Annotated in this window: 22 protein-coding genes; 5 read left to right on the top strand and 17 right to left on the bottom strand. The window is 71.0% G+C overall.

Annotation, left to right across the window (positions count from 1 at the left end; genetic code table 11):
* Nucleotides 1-4: 4 nt before the first annotated feature.
* Nucleotides 5-1186: an MFS transporter gene (locus ACIRVK_RS24340; protein WP_404250444.1), complete on the bottom strand. Its 1182-nt coding sequence runs from the start codon at nt 1184-1186 to the stop codon at nt 5-7.
* Nucleotides 1187-1202: 16 nt separating this feature from the next.
* Complete coding sequence (locus tag ACIRVK_RS24335) at nt 1203-1562, bottom strand: ArsR/SmtB family transcription factor (protein WP_404250359.1); 360 nt, start codon at nt 1560-1562, stop codon at nt 1203-1205.
* A 106-nt stretch (nt 1563-1668) separates the two neighbouring features.
* Between ACIRVK_RS24335 and ACIRVK_RS24330 the strand changes: the two genes are divergently transcribed.
* Both ACIRVK_RS24330 and ACIRVK_RS24325 read left to right on the top strand, forming a co-directional pair.
* The gene (locus ACIRVK_RS24330) at nt 1669-3153 is read left to right on the top strand and encodes an AlkA N-terminal domain-containing protein (RefSeq protein WP_404250357.1); all 1485 of its coding nucleotides are present in this window, start codon (nt 1669-1671) and stop codon (nt 3151-3153) included.
* 15 nt (nt 3154-3168) lie between these two features.
* Nucleotides 3169-3651 (top strand): methylated-DNA--[protein]-cysteine S-methyltransferase, encoded by a 483-nt coding sequence (locus tag ACIRVK_RS24325; RefSeq protein ID WP_404250355.1) that lies wholly within the window; start codon nt 3169-3171, stop codon nt 3649-3651.
* A gap of 19 nt (nt 3652-3670) precedes the next feature.
* Here ACIRVK_RS24325 and ACIRVK_RS24320 read toward each other — a convergent pair whose 3' ends face one another.
* Both ACIRVK_RS24320 and ACIRVK_RS24315 read right to left on the bottom strand, forming a co-directional pair.
* The gene (locus ACIRVK_RS24320; RefSeq protein WP_404250353.1) at nt 3671-4168 is read right to left on the bottom strand and encodes an NUDIX domain-containing protein; all 498 of its coding nucleotides are present in this window, start codon (nt 4166-4168) and stop codon (nt 3671-3673) included.
* A 27-nt stretch (nt 4169-4195) separates the two neighbouring features.
* Entirely contained in the window at nt 4196-5269 is a 1074-nt protein-coding gene (locus ACIRVK_RS24315) for an ADP-ribosylglycohydrolase family protein (RefSeq protein ID WP_404250351.1), read from the bottom strand.
* Nucleotides 5270-5480: 211 nt separating this feature from the next.
* Between ACIRVK_RS24315 and ACIRVK_RS24310 the strand changes: the two genes are divergently transcribed.
* Complete coding sequence (locus ACIRVK_RS24310; RefSeq protein WP_404250442.1) at nt 5481-6599, top strand: glycerate kinase; 1119 nt, start codon at nt 5481-5483, stop codon at nt 6597-6599.
* Nucleotides 6600-6775: 176 nt separating this feature from the next.
* On the opposite strand, the gene pssA is transcribed toward ACIRVK_RS24310, so the two are convergent.
* The 9 genes from pssA to ACIRVK_RS24265 form a co-directional block, all read right to left on the bottom strand.
* Nucleotides 6776-7594, bottom strand: coding sequence for a CDP-diacylglycerol--serine O-phosphatidyltransferase (gene pssA, locus ACIRVK_RS24305; RefSeq protein WP_404250440.1), 819 nt, complete (start codon nt 7592-7594; stop codon nt 6776-6778).
* A 22-nt stretch (nt 7595-7616) separates the two neighbouring features.
* Nucleotides 7617-8273 (bottom strand): phosphatidylserine decarboxylase, encoded by a 657-nt coding sequence (locus ACIRVK_RS24300; RefSeq protein ID WP_404250438.1) that lies wholly within the window; start codon nt 8271-8273, stop codon nt 7617-7619.
* Nucleotides 8274-8443: 170 nt separating this feature from the next.
* Nucleotides 8444-9649, bottom strand: a complete 1206-nt coding sequence (locus tag ACIRVK_RS24295; RefSeq protein ID WP_404250349.1) for an acyl-CoA dehydrogenase family protein — start codon at nt 9647-9649, stop codon at nt 8444-8446.
* Nucleotides 9650-9654: 5 nt separating this feature from the next.
* Complete coding sequence (locus tag ACIRVK_RS24290) at nt 9655-10161, bottom strand: MaoC family dehydratase (RefSeq protein ID WP_404250347.1); 507 nt, start codon at nt 10159-10161, stop codon at nt 9655-9657.
* A 5-nt stretch (nt 10162-10166) separates the two neighbouring features.
* Entirely contained in the window at nt 10167-11126 is a 960-nt protein-coding gene (locus ACIRVK_RS24285) for a CoA ester lyase (RefSeq protein ID WP_359016456.1), read from the bottom strand.
* Nucleotides 11123-13171 carry a protein meaA gene (locus ACIRVK_RS24280; protein ID WP_404250345.1) on the bottom strand — a complete coding sequence of 683 codons (2049 nt, stop codon included), beginning with the start codon at nt 13169-13171 and terminating at the stop codon, nt 11123-11125. Before ACIRVK_RS24280 ends, ACIRVK_RS24285 begins: the two co-directional genes overlap by 4 nt.
* Nucleotides 13172-13188: 17 nt before the next feature.
* On the bottom strand, nt 13189-14526 hold the full coding sequence (gene ccrA / locus ACIRVK_RS24275) for a crotonyl-CoA carboxylase/reductase (RefSeq protein WP_404250436.1): 1338 nt from the start codon (nt 14524-14526) through the stop codon (nt 13189-13191).
* Between the two features lie 383 nt (nt 14527-14909).
* Nucleotides 14910-15725 (bottom strand): TetR family transcriptional regulator, encoded by an 816-nt coding sequence (locus tag ACIRVK_RS24270; RefSeq protein ID WP_404250343.1) that lies wholly within the window; start codon nt 15723-15725, stop codon nt 14910-14912.
* 136 nt (nt 15726-15861) lie between these two features.
* The gene (locus ACIRVK_RS24265; RefSeq protein ID WP_404250341.1) at nt 15862-17667 is read right to left on the bottom strand and encodes a 3-hydroxyacyl-CoA dehydrogenase family protein; all 1806 of its coding nucleotides are present in this window, start codon (nt 17665-17667) and stop codon (nt 15862-15864) included.
* Between the two features lie 394 nt (nt 17668-18061).
* Between ACIRVK_RS24265 and ACIRVK_RS24260 the strand changes: the two genes are divergently transcribed.
* The gene (locus ACIRVK_RS24260) at nt 18062-18637 is read left to right on the top strand and encodes an adenylosuccinate lyase (RefSeq protein WP_404250339.1); all 576 of its coding nucleotides are present in this window, start codon (nt 18062-18064) and stop codon (nt 18635-18637) included.
* Between the two features lie 7 nt (nt 18638-18644).
* Here ACIRVK_RS24260 and ACIRVK_RS24255 read toward each other — a convergent pair whose 3' ends face one another.
* From ACIRVK_RS24255 to ACIRVK_RS24240, 4 genes are all read right to left on the bottom strand, one after another.
* On the bottom strand, nt 18645-19145 hold the full coding sequence (locus ACIRVK_RS24255) for a GNAT family N-acetyltransferase (protein WP_404250434.1): 501 nt from the start codon (nt 19143-19145) through the stop codon (nt 18645-18647).
* Between the two features lie 20 nt (nt 19146-19165).
* Nucleotides 19166-19564 carry a RidA family protein gene (locus ACIRVK_RS24250; RefSeq protein WP_404250337.1) on the bottom strand — a complete coding sequence of 133 codons (399 nt, stop codon included), beginning with the start codon at nt 19562-19564 and terminating at the stop codon, nt 19166-19168.
* A 55-nt stretch (nt 19565-19619) separates the two neighbouring features.
* Nucleotides 19620-21197 carry an alpha/beta hydrolase gene (locus ACIRVK_RS24245; protein ID WP_404250335.1) on the bottom strand — a complete coding sequence of 526 codons (1578 nt, stop codon included), beginning with the start codon at nt 21195-21197 and terminating at the stop codon, nt 19620-19622.
* 132 nt (nt 21198-21329) lie between these two features.
* Nucleotides 21330-22373 carry an Rv2578c family radical SAM protein gene (locus ACIRVK_RS24240; protein ID WP_404250333.1) on the bottom strand — a complete coding sequence of 348 codons (1044 nt, stop codon included), beginning with the start codon at nt 22371-22373 and terminating at the stop codon, nt 21330-21332.
* A 147-nt stretch (nt 22374-22520) separates the two neighbouring features.
* On the opposite strand from ACIRVK_RS24240, the gene ACIRVK_RS24235 reads away from it, so the two are divergent.
* On the top strand, nt 22521-22964 hold the full coding sequence (locus tag ACIRVK_RS24235; RefSeq protein ID WP_404250331.1) for an SRPBCC family protein: 444 nt from the start codon (nt 22521-22523) through the stop codon (nt 22962-22964).
* Nucleotides 22965-23030: the final 66 nt, after the last annotated feature.

Below are 23030 nucleotides of genomic sequence, written 5' to 3'. Positions count from 1 at the left end.
CAGGTCAGGCGGCTCCTCCTCCGGAGCCACCGGGGGCTCCTGAGCCGGCCGCTCGCGACCCGGCCCGTACCCCCGTGGCCACCAGCACCGTGCCGGCGGCCAGTACCGCCGCCAGAGCCGCGTAGCCGTAGGTGAGTGTGGCCCAGGTGGCCACCGCGGCGACGAGCAAAGGGCCGCCCGCGTCGCCGAGTTCGCGCCCGAGTTCGGCGGCGCCCATGGTCTGGCCGAGCCGTTCCCTCGGGGTCGAGGAGGCCAGGGTCGCGAAGCCGAGAGGGGTGATCAGGCCCGTGCCGGCGCCGATCAGGGCGGCGGCGAGCAGGACGCCGGTCAGGCCGGGCAGCGTCGCGCAGGTCAGGCCGGCCGCCGTGAGCAGCAGCCCGGCGGTGAGCCCGGCGCGCGCCGTGAGCCGACCCGCGTCCAACGCCCGCCCGGCACGTGGTTGGACGAGAGCCGCACAGACGGCAAGCACCGACACCGCGGCCCCCGTGGCCACCGTCCCGAGCCCCGCCGCCCGGCCGGACACCGGCAGGAAGCCCACCCCGACCGACAGCGCCGCCGTGGCCCCCGCGAGCGCGGCCGTCGGTACCAGGAACGCACGGTCCACCAGCCGCCGCGCCAGGTCCAGCACCGTCTGCCGGGCCCGGGGGAGCGGCGGTACTACGGGTACGGCGACCAACGCCCACACCGCCACGGCCGCGCCGAGCAGCGCCAGCACGGTGAACAGCAGCCGCAGCCCGCCCGCCCACACCAGCAGCCCGCCGAGCAGCGGACCCAGCGTGTAGCCGACCGACTTGAAGAAGCCGTAGCTGCCGAACGCCCGCCCCTGCCTCGCCGCCGGATTCAGCCGGGACACCAGCGCCGAAGCGGCCGGCGAGAACGCCGAGGCCGCGGCCCCCTGCCCCAGCCGCGCGGCCCACAGCCACCCCGGGCTGTCCGCGAGGGCGTACACCGCGGACGCGAGGGCGAACGCCACCAGCCCGCCGAGCAGCACCGGACGCGCCCCGACCCGGTCGGCCAGCGTGCCGAACACCGGCTTGAGCAGGACCTCGGCGCCGTCGTAGAGGGCGAGCAGCCCGCCCAGGACGAGCAGCGAGGTGACGGTGCCCTTCCCCGCGGCCCCGAGGTTCGCGGCGATGCCGTGCGCCCCGAAGGCGGTGGTGAACCCGGCACCGTACAGCGGCCACATCCGCCGCCGCGCCGCCTCACTCGTCGGCGTCACTGATTCCGAGCCGCAGGTGCTCGACGTGGTAGACGGCCTGGTCGAGCAGTTCGGCGACATGGTGGTCGTGCAGCGCGTACACCACCGACCGCCCGCGTCGCTCGCCGACGACCAGCCCCAGGTTCCGCAGCAGCCGCAACTGGTGCGAGCACGCCGACTGTTCCATGCCCACCTCCGCCGCCAACTCCGTCGCGGGCAGCGGACCTTCACGCAGCCGTGCGAGGATCAGCAGCCGGGAGGGGGTCGACAGGGCCTGCAGCGTGGTCGCCACCTTGCCGACATTGCCCGCGTCCAGCCGTACGCGCTCGGTGACGTCCCGCGCGGCGGCGGCTCCATGACCCATGGGGGCATCCTACCCACCGCCCCCGCACGCCTGAACGAAGTTCAGACCGAGGTCCATGTCGGAATCTCGCCAGCCCCCGGTGCCGGTCGTCGCCGATGCTGGACGTATGCAGAACGGGATGCACACCGACCGAGAGCGCTGCGTACGCGCCGTCCAGTCCAAGGACGCCCGCTTCGACGGCTGGTTCTTCACGGCGGTCCTGACCACCCGCATCTACTGCCGACCCAGCTGCCCCGTCGTCCCGCCCAAGCCCGAGAACATGACCTTCTACCCCAGCGCCGCCGCCTGTCAGCAGGCCGGCTTCCGCGCCTGCAAGCGTTGCCGCCCCGACACCAGCCCCGGCTCCCCGGAGTGGAACCAGCGCGCCGACCTCGTGGCCCGCGCGATGCGGCTGATCGCCGACGGCGTCGTGGACCGCGACGGCGTGCCCGGCCTCGCGGCCCGCCTCGGCTACAGCACCCGCCAGATCGAACGCCAGCTGTTCGCCGAGCTCGGCGCGGGCCCGCTGGCCGTCGCCCGCGCCCAACGCGCCCAGACCGCCCGCCTGTTGATCGAGACGACCGCGCTTCCGATGGCGGAGATCGCCTTCGCGGCCGGTTTCTCCTCGATCCGCACCTTCAACGACACCGTTCGCGAGGTCTTCGCCCTCTCCCCGAGCGAGCTGCGCGCCCGCGTGCCCAGAAGCAGGGCGCCGATCGCCACCCCCGGCACGCTCGGCCTCCGCCTCCCCTTCCGCGCCCCCCTCAACCCGGACAACCTCTTCGGCCACCTCGCGGCGACCGCCGTACCCGGTGTGGAGGAGTGGCGGGACGGCGCCTACCGACGCACCCTTCGCCTCCCCTACGGTCACGGCATCGTCTCCCTCGCTCCCCGGCCGGACCACATCGCCTGCCGCCTCACCCTCAGCGACCTGCGTGACCTGCCCGTCGCCATCAGCCGCTGCCGCCGCATGCTGGACCTGGACGCCGACCCGGTCGCCGTCGACGACCAGCTCCGCACGGATCCCGTCCTGGCCCCGCTGGTGGACAAGGCCCCCGGCCGGCGCGTCCCGCGCACCGTCGACGAGGCCGAGTTCGCCGTACGGGCCGTCCTCGGCCAGCAGGTCTCCACAGCCGCCGCCCGCACCCACGCGGCCCGCCTGGTCACGGCACACGGCGAACCCGTCGACGACCCGGAGGGCGGCCTCACCCACCTCTTCCCGACCCCGCGGGGCCTGGCAGCCCTCGACCCCGACACCCTGGCGATGCCGCGCACCCGCCGCACCACCTTCACCACGCTGGTGCGCCAACTGGCCGACGGAACGGTGAACCTGGGCGTCGGGAGCGACTGGTCGCACACCCGCGCCCGCCTGCTCGCCCTCCCCGGCTTCGGCCCCTGGACCGTCGATGTCATCGCGATGCGTGCCCTCGGCGACCCCGACGCCTTCCTCCCCACCGACCTCGGAATCCGCCGCGCGGCACAGGAGTTGGGCCTGCCCTCCACCCCGGCGGCGCTCACGGCCCGCGCGGCGGCCTGGCGCCCCTGGCGGGCGTACGCGGTCCAGTACCTGTGGGCGACGGACTCCCACCCCATCAACTTCCTCCCCGTGTAAGGACGTTCCACGACGATGAAGCACCACAAGGTCGTTCCCAGCCCCTACGGCCCGCTGACCCTCGTGGCCGACGACGGAGTCCTGTGCGGCCTCTACATGACCGGACAACGCCACCGCCCCGCCGAGGAGACCTTCGGACCGCGCGACGACTCCCTCTTCGCGGCGGCCGAGGACCAGCTGAAGGCCTACTTCCACGGCGAGTTGAAGGAGTTCACCCTCGAACTGCGCCTGGCCGGCACCCCGTTCCAACGGTCCGTGTGGAGCATGCTCCGGAGCATCCCCTTCGGCGAGACCCGCTCCTACGGCGAACTCGCCGAAGCCCTCGGCAATCCCGCCGCCTCCCGCGCGGTGGGCCTCGCCAACGGCAGGAACCCCGTCGGCATCATCGTCCCGTGCCACCGGGTGGTGGGCGCCGACGGCAGCCTGACGGGCTACGGCGGCGGCCTGGACCGCAAGCGCCGCCTGCTGGACTTCGAACGGGGCGCGGGCCTCTTCTGAGCGGCCTCCCGCCCCTGCCTCATCCGCCCACGTGCCGCCCGTTCTCCAGCTCCGCCGTGCCCGAGCCCTCCGCCAGGACGTCCAGGGCGGCCAGGACGCGGTCGCCGAGGCTGCCCAGCAGGAGCGCGGGGAGGTCCTCGCGGGGGACCAGGCGCCAGGACAGGAGTTCCTCCTCCTGCAGGCGGATCGCCTTGAGGTCGTCCTCGGTGAGGACCCCGCCGTCGTACAGGTACGCCACCAGCGGCGGCCAGCCGGGCCGGTAGACCCAGTCCACCGCGAGGAGGCGACCGACTTCGCGGTCGAGGCCGATCTCCTCCAGCGTCTCCCGGCGGGCGCCCTGGCGCGGGGTCTCGCCGTCGTCGGACTCGATCGTGCCGCCCGGCAGCGCCCACCCCTCGCGGTAGTTGGGCTCCACGAGCAGCACACGGCCCTCCGCGTCACGGAAGAGCGCGGCGGCGCCGGAGAGGATGCGGGGCAGACCCGCGACGTACGCGGCGAAATCTTCGGAGCTGGTCATTCAGGAAGGGTAACCAGCCGTGCCTGCTCAGCTCTCCGCCTTCGCCAGCTCCAGCGTCCGCCGCGCCAGCTCGCTGATCCGTACGCCGTCGAAGCCGAAGACCGCACTGCGGACCGTGTCCTCCAGGGGGTCCTTCCACTGGGACGGGATCGCCTCCGCGCCGGTCAGGACGCCGGCCACCGAGCCCGCCGTCGCGCCGTTGGAGTCGGTGTCCAGGCCGCCGCGGACGGTGAGCGTGATGGTGCGGGTGAAGTCGCCGTCGCCGTACAGCAGGCCCGCCGTGAGCACCGCCGAGTTCGGGACGGTGTGGATCCAGCCCAGACCGGTGGTCTCCTCGCCGACGGTGGCGAGGGTGTCCTCCCAGGTCATCCGGGTGTCGTGGAGCGAGACGACCCGGCGCACGGTGCGGGCCAGGCGGCTGCTCGCCGGGATGACGGCCAGCGCCTCGTCCACCGCGTGCCGGACCGTCGGGGCCGTGAACGCCGCCGCGATCAGCGCCGCCGCCCACATCGCGCCGTACACCCCGTTGCCGGTGTGCGAGAGCACGGCGTCCCGGCGGGCCAGGGACGCGGCGCGACGGGGCGCGCCCGGGCAGGTCCAGCCGTAGATGTCGGCGCGGATCAGGGCGCCGATCCACTCCTGGTAGGGGTTGTCGTAGGTGGCGGTCAGGGGCGGTTTCAGGCCGTTGGCGAGATTCCGGTAGGCCGCCCGCTCCGCGGTGAAGGTCTGCAGGTACGGCAGTCTCAGCAGCCAGAGGTCGCCGACCTGCTCGGTGCTGAAGCCGAAGCCGTGCGTCTCCAGCAGGTCGAGGCCGAGGATGGCGTAGTCGACGTCGTCGTCCCGGCAGCTCCCGTGGATCCGGCCGCGCACGCACTGGCGCCACTCCGGGCGCAGTTCGAAGCCGTCGCTCTCGACGGCCGGCTCGGGCAGGTAGTCGGTCAGGGGCAGGGCGGCGGCCTGCCGCAGGTAGCGGTCGATACGGTCCCGCGTCCACAGGTCGCCCTGCTCGACCGGCTTGCCGAGCATGTTGCCCGCGATCCGGCCCAGCCAGCCCCCGAGGACGCGGTCGGCGAGCTCTGGCTCGGTGCCCACAGGGGTCATAGCTCCGGTTTACCCGATTCCGGGGGCGCGTGTGCGCATTCGGGCGTCCGCACAGGCGCTTAGCACGGCGCTCGTAGGTTGCTCCCACGCCGTTCTCAGGGGCCGGTCTCGGCATGACGGGGGGCCTGTGCTCCGGTTATGGTCGCAGCGGCGCGACTGGCCTTGACGTGCGTGAGGCCCGGAGAGCAAGGGGATACAGGTGACACAGCGTGTGCTCATCGCCGCGGACAAGTTCAAAGGGTCGCTGACGGCCGTGCAGGTGGCCGAGCGCGTGACGGCCGGACTGCGCCGCGTCGTGCCGGGGCTGGAGGTGGAGGCGCTGCCCGTGGCCGACGGCGGCGACGGGACCGTGGACGCGGCGGTCGCGGCCGGGTTCGAGCGCCGGGAGGTACGGGTCGCCGGACCACTCGGGCACGAGGTCACGGCCGCTTTCGCGCTCCGCGCCGGTACCGCGGTCGTGGAGATGGCGGAGGCCAGCGGGCTGCAGCGGCTGCCCAGAGGCGTCTTCGCACCGCTGTCGGCGTCGACGTACGGCTCCGGCGAACTGCTGCGCGCCGCGCTGGACGCCGGTGCGCGGACGATCGTGTTCGGCGTCGGCGGCAGCGCGACCACCGACGGCGGAGCGGGCATGCTGTCCGCGCTGGGCGCGCGGTTCCTGGACGGGGACGGGGAGCCGGTGCCGCCGGGCGGCGGCGGCCTCGCCGAGCTGGCGTCCGCCGACCTCTCGGGCCTTGACCCGCGCCTCGCGGCCGTGGAACTGATCCTGGCCAGCGACGTCGACAACCCGCTGACCGGCCCCAAGGGCGCCCCGGCCGTCTACGGCCCGCAGAAGGGCGCCTCCCCGGACGACGTGGCGACCCTCGACTCGGCCCTCGCGCACTACGCGAAGGTGCTGGAGGAGACGGCCGACGCGCGGGCGGCCGAGTACGCCGCGTCCCCGGGCGCGGGCGCCGCCGGCGGCATCGGCTTCGGCGCTCTGCTGCTCGGCGCCCGCTTCCGCCCCGGCATCGAGGTCATGCTCGAGGTCCTGGGCTTCGCTCCCGCCCTGGAGTGGGCCACGCTGGTGATCACCGGCGAGGGCTCCCTGGACGAACAGACCCTGCACGGCAAGGCCCCCGCGGGCGTCGCCGCGGCGGCCCGGGCAGCGGACAAGGAGGTCATCGCGGTCTGCGGCCGCCTGGCCCTCCCCCCGGAGGCCCTGGGCCGCGCGGGAATCCGCCGCGTCTACCCCCTGACGGACGCCGAGCCCGACGTGGCCAAGTGCATCGCCGAGGCGGGTCCGATCCTGGAACGAGTGGCAGAACGAATCGCCCAGGACTTCCTGAGCTGAGTTCAGCCCCCACAGCCCGTCTGGGGGTCCCCCCTCTGGGGGAGATTGAGGACGGGGCCCGTCCAGGGCCGAAGCGGGGGCCTGGGGGCGGCAGCCCCCGGACCGGCACGCCAACGCCCCGCACGCAAAGCAAAGGCCCCGAACCACACCGGTCCGGGGCCCGAGCCAACGCAGTGCTACGGCTGAGCCGCCCGCGCCTCGCGCCGGTTGTCGCGGAAGTTGTTCACCCGGCGGGCCGTGGCGAACAGCGGGATCACCGCGCCGGTGACCAGCTGCAGGGCGCAGCCCGTCTGGAGGAGCAGCTGACCGCTCGGGGCGTCGAACGCCCAGGCGGCGAGCAGCCCCATGGACACGACGATCCAGGTCAGCATCGCCACCGCGAGGCGCCCCCGCGGCTTCGGGTACTCCACCCGGCTCACCATCAGCCAGGCCGTGCCCAGGATCGCAAGGAGCGTCGCCACGAAGGGCAGCTCCAGCAGCACGATCGACACCACCGTCAGCGCGCCGAACGGCGAGGGCATGCCCTGGAACATCCCGTTCGGCACCGTCACGCACGAGAAGCGCGCCAGGCGCAGGACGACGGCCAGCAGCACCACGATCGCCCCGACCGCGGCCACTCTCTGGTGGGCGTCGTCCGCGACCATGCCGTAGACCAGCACGAAGTACGCCGGTGCCAGACCGAAGCTGATCAGGTCGGAGAGGTTGTCCAGCTCCGCGCCCATGGGGGAGGAGCGCAGCTTGCGCGCGACCAGGCCGTCGAACAGGTCGAAGACCGCCGCGCACAGCATCAGGATCACCGCCGTGGCCGCGCTGTGCCGGGCCATGCCCGCCGACTCGTCGTGGCCGGTGAGGTGCGGGATCAGGATGCCGGTGGTGGTGAAGTACACCGCCATGAAACCGCAGGTGGCGTTACCGAGGGTGAGGGTGTCCGCTATTGAGAGGCGGAGAGAGAGGGGCATCTCCTCCTCTTCGTCCACCTCGTCGGCCTCGGGCACCCAGCCCGCCTGGGTATCAGGATCAATCACGGTCAATGCGAGTCACCCCAGCCACGGTCTTCTGACCGACCTCGACCGCGACCTCCACGCCCTCGGGCAGGTAGACGTCGACGCGCGAGCCGAAGCGGATCAGACCGATACGGTCGCCCTGCTCGACCTTCGTGCCCTGCGGGAGGTAGGGGACGATACGGCGGGCCACCGCGCCGGCGATCTGGACCATCTCGATGTCGCCGAGTTCGGTGTCGAAATGCCAGACTACGCGCTCGTTGTTCTCGCTCTCCTTGTTGAACGCCGGAACGAACCCGCCGGGGATGTGCTCGACGGACGTCACCGTGCCGGCGAGCGGCGCGCGGTTGACGTGGACGTTGAGCGGGCTCATGAAGATCGCGACCCGGGTGCGGCCGTCCTTCCACGGCATGATGCTCTGCACCACACCGTCGGCGGGGGAGATGACCCGGCCCGTGGCGATCTCGCGCTCCGGGTCGCGGAAGAACCACAGCATGCCCGCCGCGAGCGCGGTGGCGGGCACGGCCACGGCCTTGGCGGCGCCGGAGCGGCGCGCGCGGGCGAGGCTGAGGGCTGCGGTGGCGACGGTCGGCAGAAGCCACGGCGATGCTCCGCGCGCAAGACGTACGCCTGCCAGGCTGTCGCGTGGTGCAGAGGTTTGGCTGTGGGGCATGGATGACCTTCGTAGCGGATGATGCCGCGCTGTAACGGGGGACGGCGGCTTTCCCGGGATCGTACCGGTCGCGGGCCGCAACTCGGCAAGCCAGGAAGACGAGTCGGCGGCCGAGTTGTGCCTACGGGGTGTGACCTTCTTCTCCAAGAAAACACCCCGTATCCGGACATCTAGCCCTGGAACCGATACTCTTCGAGCAACCTGCGGCCGATGATCATTTTCTGGATTTCGGCGGTACCTTCACCGATCAGCAGCATCGGGGCCTCCCGGTAGAGGCGCTCGATCTCGTACTCCTTGGAGAAGCCGTACCCGCCGTGGATCCGGAAGGCGTCCTCCACGACCTCCTTGCAGTACTCGGAGGCCAGGTACTTCGCCATTCCGGCCTCGAGGTCGTTTCGTTCACCGGAGTCCTTTTTGCGTGCGGCGTTGACCATCATGGCATGCGCGGCCTCGACCTTGGTAGCCATCTCGGCCAGCTTGAACTGGATGGCCTGGTGCTGGGCGATCGGCTTGCCGAAGGTGTGCCGCTGCTGCGCGTACCGGACACCGAGCTCGAAGGCGCGCTGAGCGACGCCGCAGCCACGCGCCGCCACGTTGACACGGCCGACCTCGACACCGTCCATCATCTGGTAAAAACCCCTGCCGGTGACGCCGCCGAGCACCCGGTCGGCCGGAATCCGCAGGCCGTCCATGATGAGTTCGGTCGTGTCGACGCCCTTGTAGCCCATCTTGTCGATCTTGCCGGGGATGGTGAGGCCGGGGCGGACCTCTCCGAAGCCGGGCTCCTTCTCGACCAGGAAGGTCGTCATCGACCGGTGGGGAGCGGTCCCCTCGGGGTGTCCTTCATCACTTCGGACGAGTACGGCGACCAGACTTGACGTTCCGCCGTTCGTGAGCCACATCTTCTGGCCGTTCAGGACGTACTCGTCGCCGTCCCTGACCGCCTTGGAGGTGATGGCGGACACGTCCGAGCCGAGGCCCGGCTCCGACATCGAGAAGGCGCCGCGGATGTCACCGGCCGCCATGCGCGGCAGGAAGTGGTCCTTCTGCTCCTGCGTCCCGTGCTGCTTGAGCATGTACGCCACGATGAAGTGGGTGTTGATGATGCCGGACACCGACATCCAGCCGCGGGCGATCTCCTCGACGCAGAGCGCGTAGGTGAGCAGCGACTCGCCCAGGCCCCCGTACTCCTCGGGGATCATCAGCCCGAACAGGCCCAGCTCCTTGAGACCGTCCACGATCTGCTGGGGGTACTCGTCGCGGTGCTCCAGCTCGGTGGCGACCGGGATGATCTCCTTGTCCACGAAGTCGCGGACGGTGGAGAGGATCTCCTGCTGGATGTCCGTCAGACCGGCGGTCTGGGCGAGGCGTGCCATGGGGCTCAGCCCTCCTGAAGTTCCGGGCGGCCGGGCTGCTCGCCGCCGCGCTCCTTGATGTACGTCTCGGTCGGCACCATCACCTTGCGGCGGAACACACAGACCAGCGTGCCGTCCTGCTTGTAGCCCTTGGTCTCGACGTAGACGATCCCGCGGTCGTTCTTCGACTTCGACGGCCACTTGTCGAGCACGGTCGTCTGGCCGTAGATCGTGTCGCCGTGGAAGGTCGGCGCCACGTGCCTCAGCGACTCGATCTCCAGGTTGGCGATCGCCTTGCCGGAGATGTCCGGCACGCTCATGCCGAGCAGGAGGGAGTAGACGTAGTTGCCCACGACGACGTTCTTGCCGAAGTCCGTCGTCTTCTCCGCGTAGTTGGTGTCCATGTGGAGCGGGTGGTGGTTCATGGTGAGGAGACAGAACAGGTGGTCGTCGTACTCCGTGACCGTCTTGCCCGGCCAGTGCTTGTACGTCGCCCCGACCTCGAACTCCTCGTAGGTGCGTCCGAACTGCATCGCGCTCAGCCCTCCGGGATCTCGAACTTCGACGTGCGCTGCATGCCCGCCGCACGGCCCTTGCCGGAGATGACCAGCGCCATCTTGCGGCTGGCCTCGTCGATCATCTCGTCGCCGAGCATCGCCGAGCCCTTCTTGCCGCCGGCCTCGGACGTGTAGTAGTCGTACGCGTCCAGGATCAGCTCCGCGTGGTCGTAGTCCTCCTGGGAGGGCGAGAAGATCTCGTTGGACGCCTCGACCTGGCCCGGGTGCAGCACCCACTTGCCGTCGAAGCCGAGCGCCGCGGCGCGCTGGGCGACCTCGCGGTAGCCGTCGATGTTGCGGATCTGCAGGTAGGGGCCGTCGATCGCCTGGAGGTTGTTGGCGCGGGCGGCCATCAGGATCTTCATCAGGATGTAGTGGTAGGCGTCCGCCGGGTAGCCGGGCGGCTGCTCGCCCACGACCAGCGACTTCATGTTGATCGACGCCATGAAGTCGGCGGGGCCGAAGATGATCGTCTCGACGCGCTGGGAGGCCGTCGCGATCTCGTTGACGTTGTTGAGCCCCTGCGCGTTCTCGATCTGCGCCTCGATGCCGATCTTGCCGACCTCGAAGCCCATGGTCTTCTCGATCTGGGTCAGCAGCAGGTCCAGGGCGACGATCTGCTGCGCGTCCTGCACCTTCGGCAGCATGATGCAGTCGAGGTTCTGGCCGGCCCCCTCGACCACGGTCACGACATCGCGGTACGTCCACTCGGTCGTCCAGTCGTTGACGCGCACGACCCTCGTCTTGCCCGTCCAGTCACCCTCGTTGAGGAACTTGACGATGGTGTGCCGCGCCTCGGGCTTGGCGAGCGGCGCGCACGCGTCCTCCAGGTCGAGGAAGACCTGGTCCGCCGGGAGGCCCTGCGCCTTCTCCAGGAAGCGGGGGTTGCTTCCCGGTACCGCGAGACACGAGCGGCGGGGACGCAGACGGTTGACGGTCATGCGGGGACCTCCAGGGGGTCGAGCTTGTTCGCTGTGCGGATCTCGTCCACGATGCGGCCGATGATGCCGGTGATGTCGAAGTCCTTCGGGGTGAAGACGGCGGCCACTCCGGCGGCCCTGAGCTGCTCGGCGTCTCCATTGGGGATGATCCCACCGGCGATGACGGGTATATCTGTGGCACCGGCCACACGCAGCCGTTCGAGCACGTCCGGCACCAACTGGGCGTGCGAGCCGGACAGGATGGACAGGCCGACCGCGTGCACGTCCTCGGCGAGGGCCGCGTCCACGATCTGTTCGGGCGTCAGGCGGATGCCCTGGTAGACCACCTCGAACCCGGCGTCACGGGCCCGCACGGCGATCTGCTCGGCGCCGTTGGAGTGCCCGTCCAGACCGGGCTTGCCGACCAGGAAGCGCAGCTTGCCGACGCCGAGGTCGCGGGCGGTGGCGTCCACCTTGCGGCGCACCTCGCTCATCGCCGAGCCCTCCTCGGCGGCGACCGCGACCGGCGCGGACGACACGCCGGTCGGCGCGCGGAACTCACCGAACACCTCGCGCAGGGCCCCGGCCCACTCGCCGGTCGTGACACCGGCGCGGGCGCACTCCAGGGTGGCCTCCATGAGGTTGTCGGTGCCCTTCGCGGCCTCCTTCAGCTTCTCCAGCGCCTTGCAGGGACGCGGGTGGTTGAAGGGCGGCTGGTAACGGGTGTCGCGCCAGTGCTGCAGCGCCGCGATGACGCGGGCCTCGACGGCCGGATCGACCGTCTGGATGGCCGTGTCGAGATCGGCGGTGAGCGGATTGGGCTCGGTCGTCTCGAAGATGTTGACGCCGACGATCTTCTCCTGGCCCGACTCGATACGGGCCCGCCGCTCGGCGTGCGAGGAGACGAGCTGCGCCTTGAGGTAGCCGGACTCGACGGCGGCCATCGCGCCGCCCATCTCCTGGATCCGCTCGATCTCGGCGAGGGAGTCCTCGACCAGTCGGGCGACCTTCGCCTCGATCACCTTCGAGCCCTCGAAGATGTCCTCGTACTCCAGCAGGTCGCTCTCGTGGGCGAGCACCTGCTGGATGCGCAGCGACCACTGCTGGTCCCAGGGGCGCGGCAGGCCCAGGGCCTCGTTCCAGGCCGGCAGCTGCACGGCACGTGCGCGGGCGTCCTTCGAGAGGGTCACGGCCAGCATCTCCAGCACGATCCGCTGGACGTTGTTCTCCGGCTGCGCCTCGGTCAGGCCGAGGGAGTTGACCTGGACGCCGTAGCGGAAGCGGCGCTGTTTGGGGTTCTCGATGCCGTACCGCTCGAGCGTGATCTTCTCCCAGATCCGCCCGAACGCCCGCATCTTGCACATCTCCTCGATGAAGCGGACACCCGCGTTCACGAAGAAGGAGATACGGGCCACGACGTCCCCGAACTTCTCGGCGGGGACCTGCCCTGAGTCGCGTACGGCATCGAGAACCGCGATCGCGGTGGACATCGCGTAGGCGATCTCCTGGACCGGCGTGGCGCCCGCCTCCTGCAGGTGGTAGCTGCAGATGTTGATCGGGTTCCACTTCGGGATGTGGGAGACCGTGTAGGCGATCATGTCCGTCGTCAGCCGGAGTGAGGGCCCCGGTGGGAAGACATGGGTCCCCCGCGACAGGTATTCCTTGACGATGTCGTTCTGGGTCGTGCCCTGGAGCCGGGTGATGTCCGCACCCTGCTCCTCGGCGACGACCTGGTAGAGCGCCAGCAGCCACATGGCGGTGGCGTTGATCGTCATCGAGGTGTTCATCTGCTCCAGGGGGATGTCCTGGAACAGCCGGCGCATGTCACCGAGGTGCGCGATCGGCACGCCGACCCGGCCCACCTCGCCGCGGGCGAGGATGTGGTCGGAGTCGTAGCCGGTCTGCGTCGGCAGGTCGAACGCCACCGACAGACCGGTCTGGCCCTTGGCGAGGTTGCGCCGGTACAGCTCGTTGGACGCCTCGGCGGTGGAGTGCCCGGCATACGTGCGCATGAGCCACGGCCGGTCCTTCTCCCGTATGCCGTCGGCGGGCTGACGCTCAGTCATCTATGACCCCGGGTGTCTCAGATGTTGCGGAAGCGGTTGATGGCGTCGACGTGCTTGGCGCGCATCTCCTCGTCGCGCACGCCGAGGCCCTCCTCGGGGGCGAGGCACAGCACGCCGACCTTGCCCTGGTGGGCGTTGCGGTGCACGTCGTGGGCGGCCTGCCCGGTGTCCTCCAGGGAGTAGACCTTGGAGAGCGTCGGGTGGATCTTGCCCTTCGCGATGAGCCGGTTGGCCTCCCAGGCCTCGCGGTAGTTGGCGAAGTGCGAGCCGATGATCCGCTTCAGGGACATCCACAGGTAGCGGTTGTCGTACTCGTGCATGTAGCCCGAGGTGGAGGCGCAGGTGGTGATGGTGCCGCCCTTGCGGGTGACGAAGACCGAGGCGCCGAAGGTCTCGCGGCCGGGGTGCTCGAAGACGATGTCGATGTCCTCGCCGCCGGTCAGCTCGCGGATGCGCTTGCCGAAGCGCTTCCACTCCCTCGGGTCCTGGGTCTGCTCGTCCTTCCAGAACCGGTAGCCCTCGGCGTTGCGGTCGATGACGTTCTCGGCGCCCATCGAGCGGCAGATGTCCGCCTTCTCCGGGCTGGAGACGACACAGATCGGGTTGGCTCCGCCGGCCAGCGCGAACTGGGTGGCGTACGAGCCGAGTCCGCCGCTCGCGCCCCAGATCAGGACGTTGTCGCCCTGCTTCATGGCGGCGCCGTTGCGGGAGACCAGCTGCCGGTAGGCGGTGGAGTTGACCAGGCCCGGGGCGGCGGCCTCCTCCCACGACAGGTGACCCGGCTTGGGCATCAGCTGGTTGGACTTGACCAGCGCGATCTCGGCGAGGCCGCCGAAGTTGGTCTCGAAGCCCCAGATGCGCTGCTCGGGGTCGAGCATCGTGTCGTTGTGGCCGTCGCTGGACTCCAGCTCCACCGACAGGCAGTGCGCGACGACCTCGTCACCGGGCTTCCAGGCGTTGACGCCGGGGCCGGTGCGCAGGACGACGCCCGCGAGGTCGGAGCCGATGATGTGGTACGGCAGGTCGTGGCGCTTGGTGAGCTCGCTGACCTTGCCGTAGCGCTCCAGGAACCCGAAGGTCGACAGGGGCTCGAAGATCGAGGTCCACACGGAGTTGTAGTTGACCGAGGAGGCCATGACGGCCACCAGGGCCTCGCCCGGGCCGAGCTCCGGCAGCGGAACCTCGTCCAGGTGGAGCGACTTGCGCGGGTCCTTGTCGCGGGTCTGCATGCCCGCGAACATCTCCGTCTCGTCCTTGTGCACGGTGATGGCGCGGTACGACTCGGGGAGCGGCAGGGCGGCGAAGTCGGCGGGCGTCGAGTCCGGCGACTGGATCGCGTCGAGGATGTCCTTCACGGTCACGGTGTTGCCTCCGGCGATACGCGTCCCAAAGGGGACGCTGAGGGTTACGTCGGTGTGCTGCTGAGGGTTTTCGGGAGGTGCCGTCGGTTCGGCTGTGGTGCTTCGGCAGCGCTTGGTCGGCGCGGGAGGTTGCCTGTGACGCAGGCGTCGGGCGCGCAGGCGGTGGGCCTGCCGGGACAGCCCGACACCATCAACGTATGACACCGCGTGTCAGGCTGCAAGGCACTGAGTGCCAGAGATTGCTCTCAGGTGAAATCTTTACGTAACAAATGAGCGATGATCGATCGAACGGCCGCTGAAATCCGCGCGAAAAGGGGCCCCGACATGCCAAAACGGCCACCCCGAGGGTGGCCGTCGTCACAGTGGCGGTCGCTCGCTCAGCGCTCCTTGAGCGCCTGCTCGATCGTCCGCATCACCTCGTCCAGGGGCGCGTCGGTGCGGGCGACCGCGACCAGCACCTCGCCCTGGGCGGAGACCGTCGCTGGGGTGCCCGACGGCTGGGGCGGGGTCGAACGCCCCGCCCCGATGCCCGTCCCGAACGTCTTCTGCACGATCGCGAAGGCGTGGTCCAGCTGCGTCTCCACGTCGCCCTGGCCGCCGGCCCGCAGCCAGCGCCGCAGCACGTGGTTGTGGGCGGTGACCACGGCGGACGCGGCCACCTCCGCCAGCAGCGGGTCGTCGTTGGCGTCGTCGTCGTGCGCGTGCTCGTCGAAATGGCCGAGGAGATAACGGGTGAAGAGGCGCTCGTAGCGGGCCACCGACGCGATCTCCGCCTCGCGCAGGGTCGGCACCTCGCGCGTCAGCTTGTAGCGGGCGACCGAGATCTCCGGGCGGGCCGCGTACATCCGCATGACTTCCTTGATGCCGCGGCACACCGTGTCGAGCGGGTGCTCGTGCGCCGGAGCCGCGTTGAGCACGGCCTCCGCACGGATCAGGGTGTCGTCGTGGTCGGGGAAGATCGCCTCTTCCTTGGAACGGAAGTGGCGGAAGAAGGTGCGGCGGGCGACGCCGGCCGCGGCCGCGATCTCGTCGACGGTGGTCGCCTCGTACCCCTTGGTCGCGAACAGTTCCATGGCCGCGGCCGCCAGTTCGCGGCGCATCTTGAGCCGTTGGGCGGCGGCGCGGCTGCCCGCGGCACTCTCCGGTGCGTCGGGCGTGGCTGGTGTACGTGAGGACCTGGCGGGCTGGGACATGACCCGAACGTACTGCATGTTCGCAGCTTGTCGCGCCGGTACCGGGGTTCCCCCGCCCTCGGCGGGCGGGGGTCCTCCAGCGGGGTCGAGCAGGCCGCCCCAGTCCGCCTCCGCTCGGAACCAGTCGCCGACGCCGTCAGCGGCGGGCATATTCGCGGAAGCCGCGGCCGGTCTTGCGGCCGAGGCAGCCCGCGGCCACCAGGTGCTCGAGCAGCGGGGCCGGAGCCAGGCCCGGGTCCCGGAACTCGCGGTGCAGGACCTTCTCGATCGCCAGGGACACGTCGAGCCCGACGACGTCCAGCAGCTCGAACGGGCCCATCGGGTAGCCGCCGCCCAGCTTCATCGCCGCGTCGATGTCGTCCAGGGACGCGTAGTGCTCCTGCACCATCTTGATCGCGTTGTTGAGGTACGGGAACAGCAGGGCGTTCACGATGAAGCCCGCACGGTCGCCGCAGTCGACCGCGTGCTTCCTGATCCTGACGCAGACCTCGCGGACCGTGGCGTGCACGTCCTCGGCCGTCAGCACCGTGCGGACGACCTCGACCAGCTTCATCGCGGGCGCCGGGTTGAAGAAGTGCATGCCGATCACGTCCTGCGGACGGGAGGTGGCCCGTGCGCAGGCGACGACCGGCAGCGAGGAGGTCGTGGTGGCCAGCACCGCGCCCGGCTTGCAGACCTTGTCCAGCGCGGCGAACAGCTGCTGCTTGATCTCCAGGTCCTCGGCGACCGCCTCGACGGCCAGGTCGACGTCCGCGAAGGACTCGTAGGAGCCCGCCGCCGTGATCCGGTCCAGCGTCTGCGCGGCGGCCTCGGCGGTCAGCCGGCCCTTGTCGACGGAACGCGAGAGCGACGTGCCGATCCGGGCCTTGGCCGCCTGCGCCTTCTCCTCGCTGCGGGCCGCCAGGACGACGTCGAAGCCCGCCTTGGCGAAGACCTCGGCGATGCCGGACGCCATGGTGCCCGAGCCCGCGACACCGACGGAGCGGACCGGGCGACCGGGCACCGCCAGGCCGCCGGTCAGGGGCGTCAGCGCGTCCGGGACGACCGTCGCGCTGCCGGGGGCCTCGTAGGTGTAGAAGCCGCGTCCCGACTTGCGGCCGGTCAGGCCCGCCTCACTGAGCTGCCCCAGGATCGGGGCGGGGGCGTGCAGCCGGTCGTGGGACTCGGCGTACATGGCCTCCAGGACGGTACGGGCGGTGTCCACGCCGATCAGGTCCAGCAGGGCCAGCGGGCCCATCGGCAGGCCGCAGCCCAGCCGCATCGCGGCGTCGATGTCCTCGCGGGAGGCGTACTTGGCCTCGTACATCGAGGCGGCCTGGTTGAGGTAGCCGAAAAGCAGCCCGTCGGCGACGAACCCGGGCCGGTCGCCGACCGCGACGGGCTCCTTGCCGAGGTCCAGGGCGAGGTCGGTGACGGCCGTGACGGCGGCCGGCGCGGTCAGCACCGAGGAGACGACCTCGACCAGCCTCATCGCCGGCGCCGGGTTGAAGAAGTGCAGGCCGAGCACGCGCTCCGGACGGGCCGAGTCGGCGGCCAGCCGGGTCACCGACAGGGCGTTGGTGCCGGTCGTCAGGATCGTCTCCGGGCGCACGATCCCGTCGAGCTCACGGAAGATCTGCTGCTTGATCTCGTACGACTCCGGAGCCACCTCGATGACCAGGTCGGCGTCGGCCGCGGCGCGCAGGTCGGTGGAGGTGCGGACGCGGGCGAGGACGTCGGCGCGCTCCTGCTCGGTCAGCCGGCCCCGCTTCACGGCACGCGCGGTGGCGGCCTCCAGATGGGCCAGCGACTTGGCGGCGGCGGCCTCGCTGATGTCGATGCCGACGACCTCGCGGCCGGCCTTGGCGAGGACCTCGGTGATACCGGTGCCCATGGTGCCGAGGCCGACGACGGCGACCGTCGTGAGCGCGGACGAAGGGGTCTGGGACAGGGGAGTGGCCATCGCGGGACTCCAGGAATGAGGGTGACGACTGGGAGCGCGCCCGGGTGCGCCGTATCGGGCCTGCCGAGGCGGGCCGGGACGCACCGGGTGCGTGAGGAAGGTGCGGGTGGTGCCGGGCTGCGAGCGCACACGCCCGGTACCGTCGCCGTGGGCGTGCACACGCCCGGAGCGAACGGTGGTGTCCGACCGGCCCTGTCCCGTGGCCGGGTCGTGCTGCGGTACTCGAGGTACCGAACCGACTGCTCTGACAACGGCTGCGTCACCAGGCCGCTGTCAGCAGGGTGCGAGAGGGTGACTCGCTCGTATGAGCTTAACCGGTGGGTAACGAGCGCGCCAGTCCCCGTGTTTGTGATGTAGGTCCCGGGCGATCCACGCCCCCTCTACGCTCGGGGTCATGGACGAAGAGTTGCGATCACTCACGGAGCGTTCACGGCAGGAGTCCGGGGGGTCCGCCGCGTACGACCGGCTCACGGCGACCGACGACCTCGACCAGCTGGCCGGCGTGCTCACCGAGCCGGGGCAGCCCCTGTGGGCCAGGGAGCTGGCCGCGTTCCGGCTCGGGCTCGCGGGGGACCGGCGTGCCTTCGAGGCCCTCGTCCTGCTGCTCAACCACCGTGACCCGCAGCGCTGCGCGTCGGCCGCGTACGCCCTCGCCAAGCTCGGCGACCCGCGCACCGCCCGCGCGGCCGCCGCCCTCGCCACCAACGAACTCCGCATCGCCTACGCCCTGCACCCGGTCCGGCTGCTGACGCGGTTGCGCGCCCCGGAGTCCGTACCGGCCCTGATCACCACCCTGGAACGGCGGCTGCGGCCGCGAGACCCCTACCGGCGCGTGGCCCTCGCCTGCGTGGAGGGGCTCGGCGCCCTGGAGGACGCCCGCGCCCGTCCCGTCCTCACGGAGGCGCTCGCCCACCCCGCCCTGGCGGAGGCGGCGGTACGGGCCCTGGCACGCATCCCCAAGCAACGGTGACGGCGCGTCAACCGGCCGGCGCCCTCACGTACCGCACCTCCGGCACCTCGACCCCGTCCACCACGAACGGTTCCTCGACCCCGTCGCAGCGGAAGCCCGCCGCCTCGTAGAAGCGCCGGGCGCGACCGTTCTCCCTGAGGACCCAGAGGAACATGCGGTCGTGCCCGGCGGCCGTACAGCGCCGCAGGGACTCCTCGAGGAGAGCCCGGCCGATCCCGTCCCGGTACCGGTCAGGGGCGACGTAGAGCGCGTACAGCTCGGCGTCCGCCGTGCGCGCTTCGCCGTCCCGGTAGGGGCCGTGGCAGAGCCAGCCGACGACCTTCCCGTCCTGCTCGGCGACCAGGTTCAGCACGCCGGGACTGCGCTGCAGGAAGCGCGTCCGCTGGCGCTCGGTGTCCTCCGGCACGCTCATCGCGTCGAGGTGGGACTGCGGGACGATGCCTCGGTAGGCGCTCTGCCAGCCGCCGACGCGGATCTCGGCCACGCGCTCGCAGTCGGCCAGGGTCATCTCCCGTACCGGTCGGCCGTTCACGGGCCCACGACCGCGAAGGCCTCGATCTCCATCAGGAACTCGCGGCGGACCAGCGAGGCGACCTGTATCGCGGAGGCGGCCGGGAGACGGTCGTCCGGTATGTGGGCGGCGCGGGCCGTGCGGATCGCGGGCATGTGGGCCATGTCCGTGACGAAGAAGGTGAGTTTGACGATGTCGTCGAAGGTCGCCCCGGCGGCGGTCAGGCAGCGGCGCAGGTTCTCGAAGACCTGGCGGGCCTGTGCGTCGGGATCGCCCTCGCCGACGAGTTCGCCCTTCTCGTCCAGGGCCAGCTGGCCGGCGATCGCGACGAAGCGGCCGGTGCCCATGACGACATGGCTGTACTGGGCCGCGGGGAAGACCCCCCCGGGGGCGGGAAACCTGGTCAGCTCACTCATGCGTCCATGGTGGACCACGGGTCTGACAATGCCCGCCCCCGAGGGCCCTCGCAGCTCAGCCGCGGAAGCCGACCATGCCGTGCAACGTCGAGCCGCGGGTCGGGCTCGAGGCACCCTTCGCGGCCAGTGGCTCGGGATCGGGCAGCTTCGGGCAGACCGCGTCGATCTCCCGCCCGCTGCGCGGCACCGTGCCGTCGGACAGGTAGTGCGCCAGGTACTTGTCCAGGCAGGCGTTCCCGCTCAGCGTGATGCCGTGGTTGCCGCCGCCCTGCTCGACCACGAAGCTCGAGCCGGCCAGCAGCCGATGGACCGTCAGACCGCCCAGGTACGGCGTCGCCGCGTCGTTGGTCGCCTGGAACAGCAGCACCGGCGGCAGCTTTCCGTTGGCCACGTCGACCGGCCGCAGGGAGTCCGTCGGCCAGAAGGCGCACGGTGCGTTGTACCAGGCGTTGTTCCAGGCCATGAACGGCGCCCTGTCGTACACCCGCCAGTTGTCCTTGCGCCACTGGTCCCAGCCCCGCGGCCAGGAGGCGTCCCGGCACTGCACCGAGGTGTAGATGCTGTAGCCGTTGTCGCCGGACGCGTCGACCGCGCCGAACCGCTCGTACGCCTCGACCAGCGGGTCGGTGTTCCTGTCGTTCACGTAGGCCGCGAACGCCTCGGCGAGGTAGGGCCAGTAGCCGTCGTAGTAGCCGCCGGGGATGAAGGTGTCCTCCAGTTCGGAGGCGCCCACCTTGCCGCCGGCCGGCTTCTTCGCGAGCGCCCGGCGCATCGCGTACCACTTGGCCTCGATCCTCTCCGGGTCGGTGCCCAGCTTGTACGTGGAGTCGTGCTGGGCGATCCAGGACATCAGCGCCCGGTGCCGGTCGTTGAAGGCGTAGTCCTGGCCGAGGTTGTCGTCGTACCAGACGCCCGCCGGGTCGACGATCGAGTCCAGCACCAGGCGCTTGACACGCTGCGGGAAGAGCTTGGCGTACACCGCGCCCAGATAGGTGCCGTACGAGTAGCCGAAGTAACTCGTCCTGCGGTAGCCGGTCGCCGCACGGATCGCGTCCATGTCCTGCGCGGCCTGCACGGTGTTGATGTACGGCAGCAGGCCGGCGTACTTCCGGCCGCAGGCGGCGGCGAAGGACCCGGCGCGCTCGAGGTTGGCCTTCTCCAGGGCCGGGGTGCTCGGCACGGTGTCGGGGCGGACCGGGTTGAAGTGGCCCGGCTCGCAGTCCAGGGCGGGCTTGCTCCGGCCCACCCCGCGCGGGTCGAAGCCGATGACGTCGTACCGGGCGGCGACCGCCTTCGGCAGCGAGGCGGCGACGAAACCGGCGAGTGTGAGTCCGCTGCCGCCGGGGCCGCCGGGGTTGACCAGCAGCGGGCCCTGGCTCTTCTTCGCGGTGTGCTTCACGCGCGAGAGGGCGAGCGTGATCTGCCGCCCGTAGGGGTTCTGGTGGTCGAGCGGCACCTGGAGGGACGCGCACTGAAGCGTCGGGTAGTTGGTGGTGCCGCAGTTCTGCCAGGTGAGCTCGGCCGCCGGGGCGGCCTGCGCGCTGCTCGGGGCGCTCGCGTCGGCGGGGACGGCCGCGACGCTCCCCGCCACGACGACGGCGGCACCGCACAGCACGGCTGCGCGTTTCCTCATGGAGTCCTCCCAGGACGGGGGGCGGACCGCGAGTGGTACGGTCCTCGCCGCATCGTCCCGAGAAGCACCCCCGGAAGAACTCGTTCTGGCAATAGTTGACCCGATCGGGTCGCCGGATGCCCTCGAATGCTCTCAGATCAGCGACAGTTGAGTCGGTTCGGCCACGGCCGGCTCGGCCGGCTCCGGCGGCCGGATCCGCCGCGGCATCCCCGCCCGCGCGGGCCCGATCCCGTACTCCTGGGCCAGCTCGTGCACCTGACGGGTGATCCGGCGCTGGTACCACTTCGGCGCGTAGGAACCGTCCGCGTACAGCCGCTCGTAACGGCGGACCAGGTGCGGGTGGTGGTGGGTCAGCCAGGCCGTGAACCACTCCCGGGCGCCGGGGCGCAGATGCAGTACCAGGGGCGTGACCGAGGTGGCGCCGGATGCCGCGACGGCGCGGACGGTGGCGCGCAGCTGCGCCGGGTCGTCGCTCAGGAAGGGGATCACCGGGGCCATCAGGACCCCGCAGCCGATGCCGTGCTCGGCGAGTGTGCGCACGACGTCCAGGCGGCGCTCGGGGGCCGGCGTGCCCGGCTCCACCGCCCGCCACAGCACGGGGTCGGTGAAGCCGACCGAGACCGAGATGCCGACGTCGGTCACCCGGGCGGCCTCGACCAGGAGGTCCAGGTCGCGCAGGATCAGCGTGCCCTTCGTGAGTATCGAGAAGGGGTTGGCGTGGTCGCGCAGGGCGGAGAGGATGCCCGGCATCAGCCGGTAGCGGCCCTCGGCGCGCTGGTAGCAGTCGACGTTGGTGCCCATCGCGATGTGCTCGCCCTGCCAGCGGGGAGAGGCCAGCTGGCGGCGCAGCAGCTCCGGCGCGTTCACCTTGACCACGATCTGCGAGTCGAAGTCCAGGCCCGAGTCCAGGTCGAGGTAGGTGTGCGTCTTGCGGGCGAAGCAGTACACGCACGCGTGCGAGCAGCCGCGGTAGGGGTTGATCGTCCACTCGAAGGGCATCCGGGAGGCTCCCGGGACCCGGTTGATGATCGACCGGGCACGCACCTCGTGGAACGTGATACCGCGGAACTCGGGCGTGTCGAAGGTACGGGTGACCACGGCGTCCGCGCCGAACAGCGCGGCGTCGGCCGCCCGGCTGTGGCCGCCGGACTCCACGGTGAGGTTCTCCCAGCGCATGACGCCTCCTCGGTAGCACCTGCACCAGCAGTGAAACATCTGTTCGATTTCTAGTGCAAGTGCGTTCCGCACCCCGATTTGGGCGGCCGTGGGCGGGGGTGGTTGGCTTGCCCCAACCCCCGAGAGAGCAAGTCCTGGAGGAACGCAATGGCGCAGGTCGAGGCCACTACGGAGCGGGTCGTCGCGGCGGACGCGGAGAAGGTGTTCGACGCCCTCGCCGACTACAGCGGCACCCGGCAGCGAGTGCTGCCCGAGCACTTCAGCGAGTACGAGGTGCGCGAGGGCGGCGACGGCGAGGGCACCCTCGTCCACTGGAAGCTCCAGGCCACCAGCAAGCGCGTGCGCGACTGTCTCCTGGACGTCACCGAGCCCACCGACGGACAGCTCGTCGAGAAGGACCGCAACTCCTCCATGGTCACCACCTGGACGGTCACCCCGGCCGGCGAGGGCAGGTCCCGCGTCGTCGTCACCACCGTCTGGAACGGCGCGGGCGGCATCGGCGGCTTCTTCGAGAAGACCTTCGCCCCCAAGGGCCTGGCCCGGATCTACGACGCGGTGCTAGAGCGGTTCGCCACCGAGGTCGAGAAGTAAGTCCCCGGTGGAAAAGGGGCGTTGACCTCCCTCACCGGTTCGAGTGGATCTCCGCGCGACGCGCCG

This window comes from Streptomyces sp. NPDC101152, from assembly GCF_044768275.1.
Lineage (GTDB): Bacteria > Actinomycetota > Actinomycetes > Streptomycetales > Streptomycetaceae > Streptomyces.
Note: the sequence above shows the minus strand (reverse complement) of the source record. Positions and strands in the feature narration are given on the sequence as shown.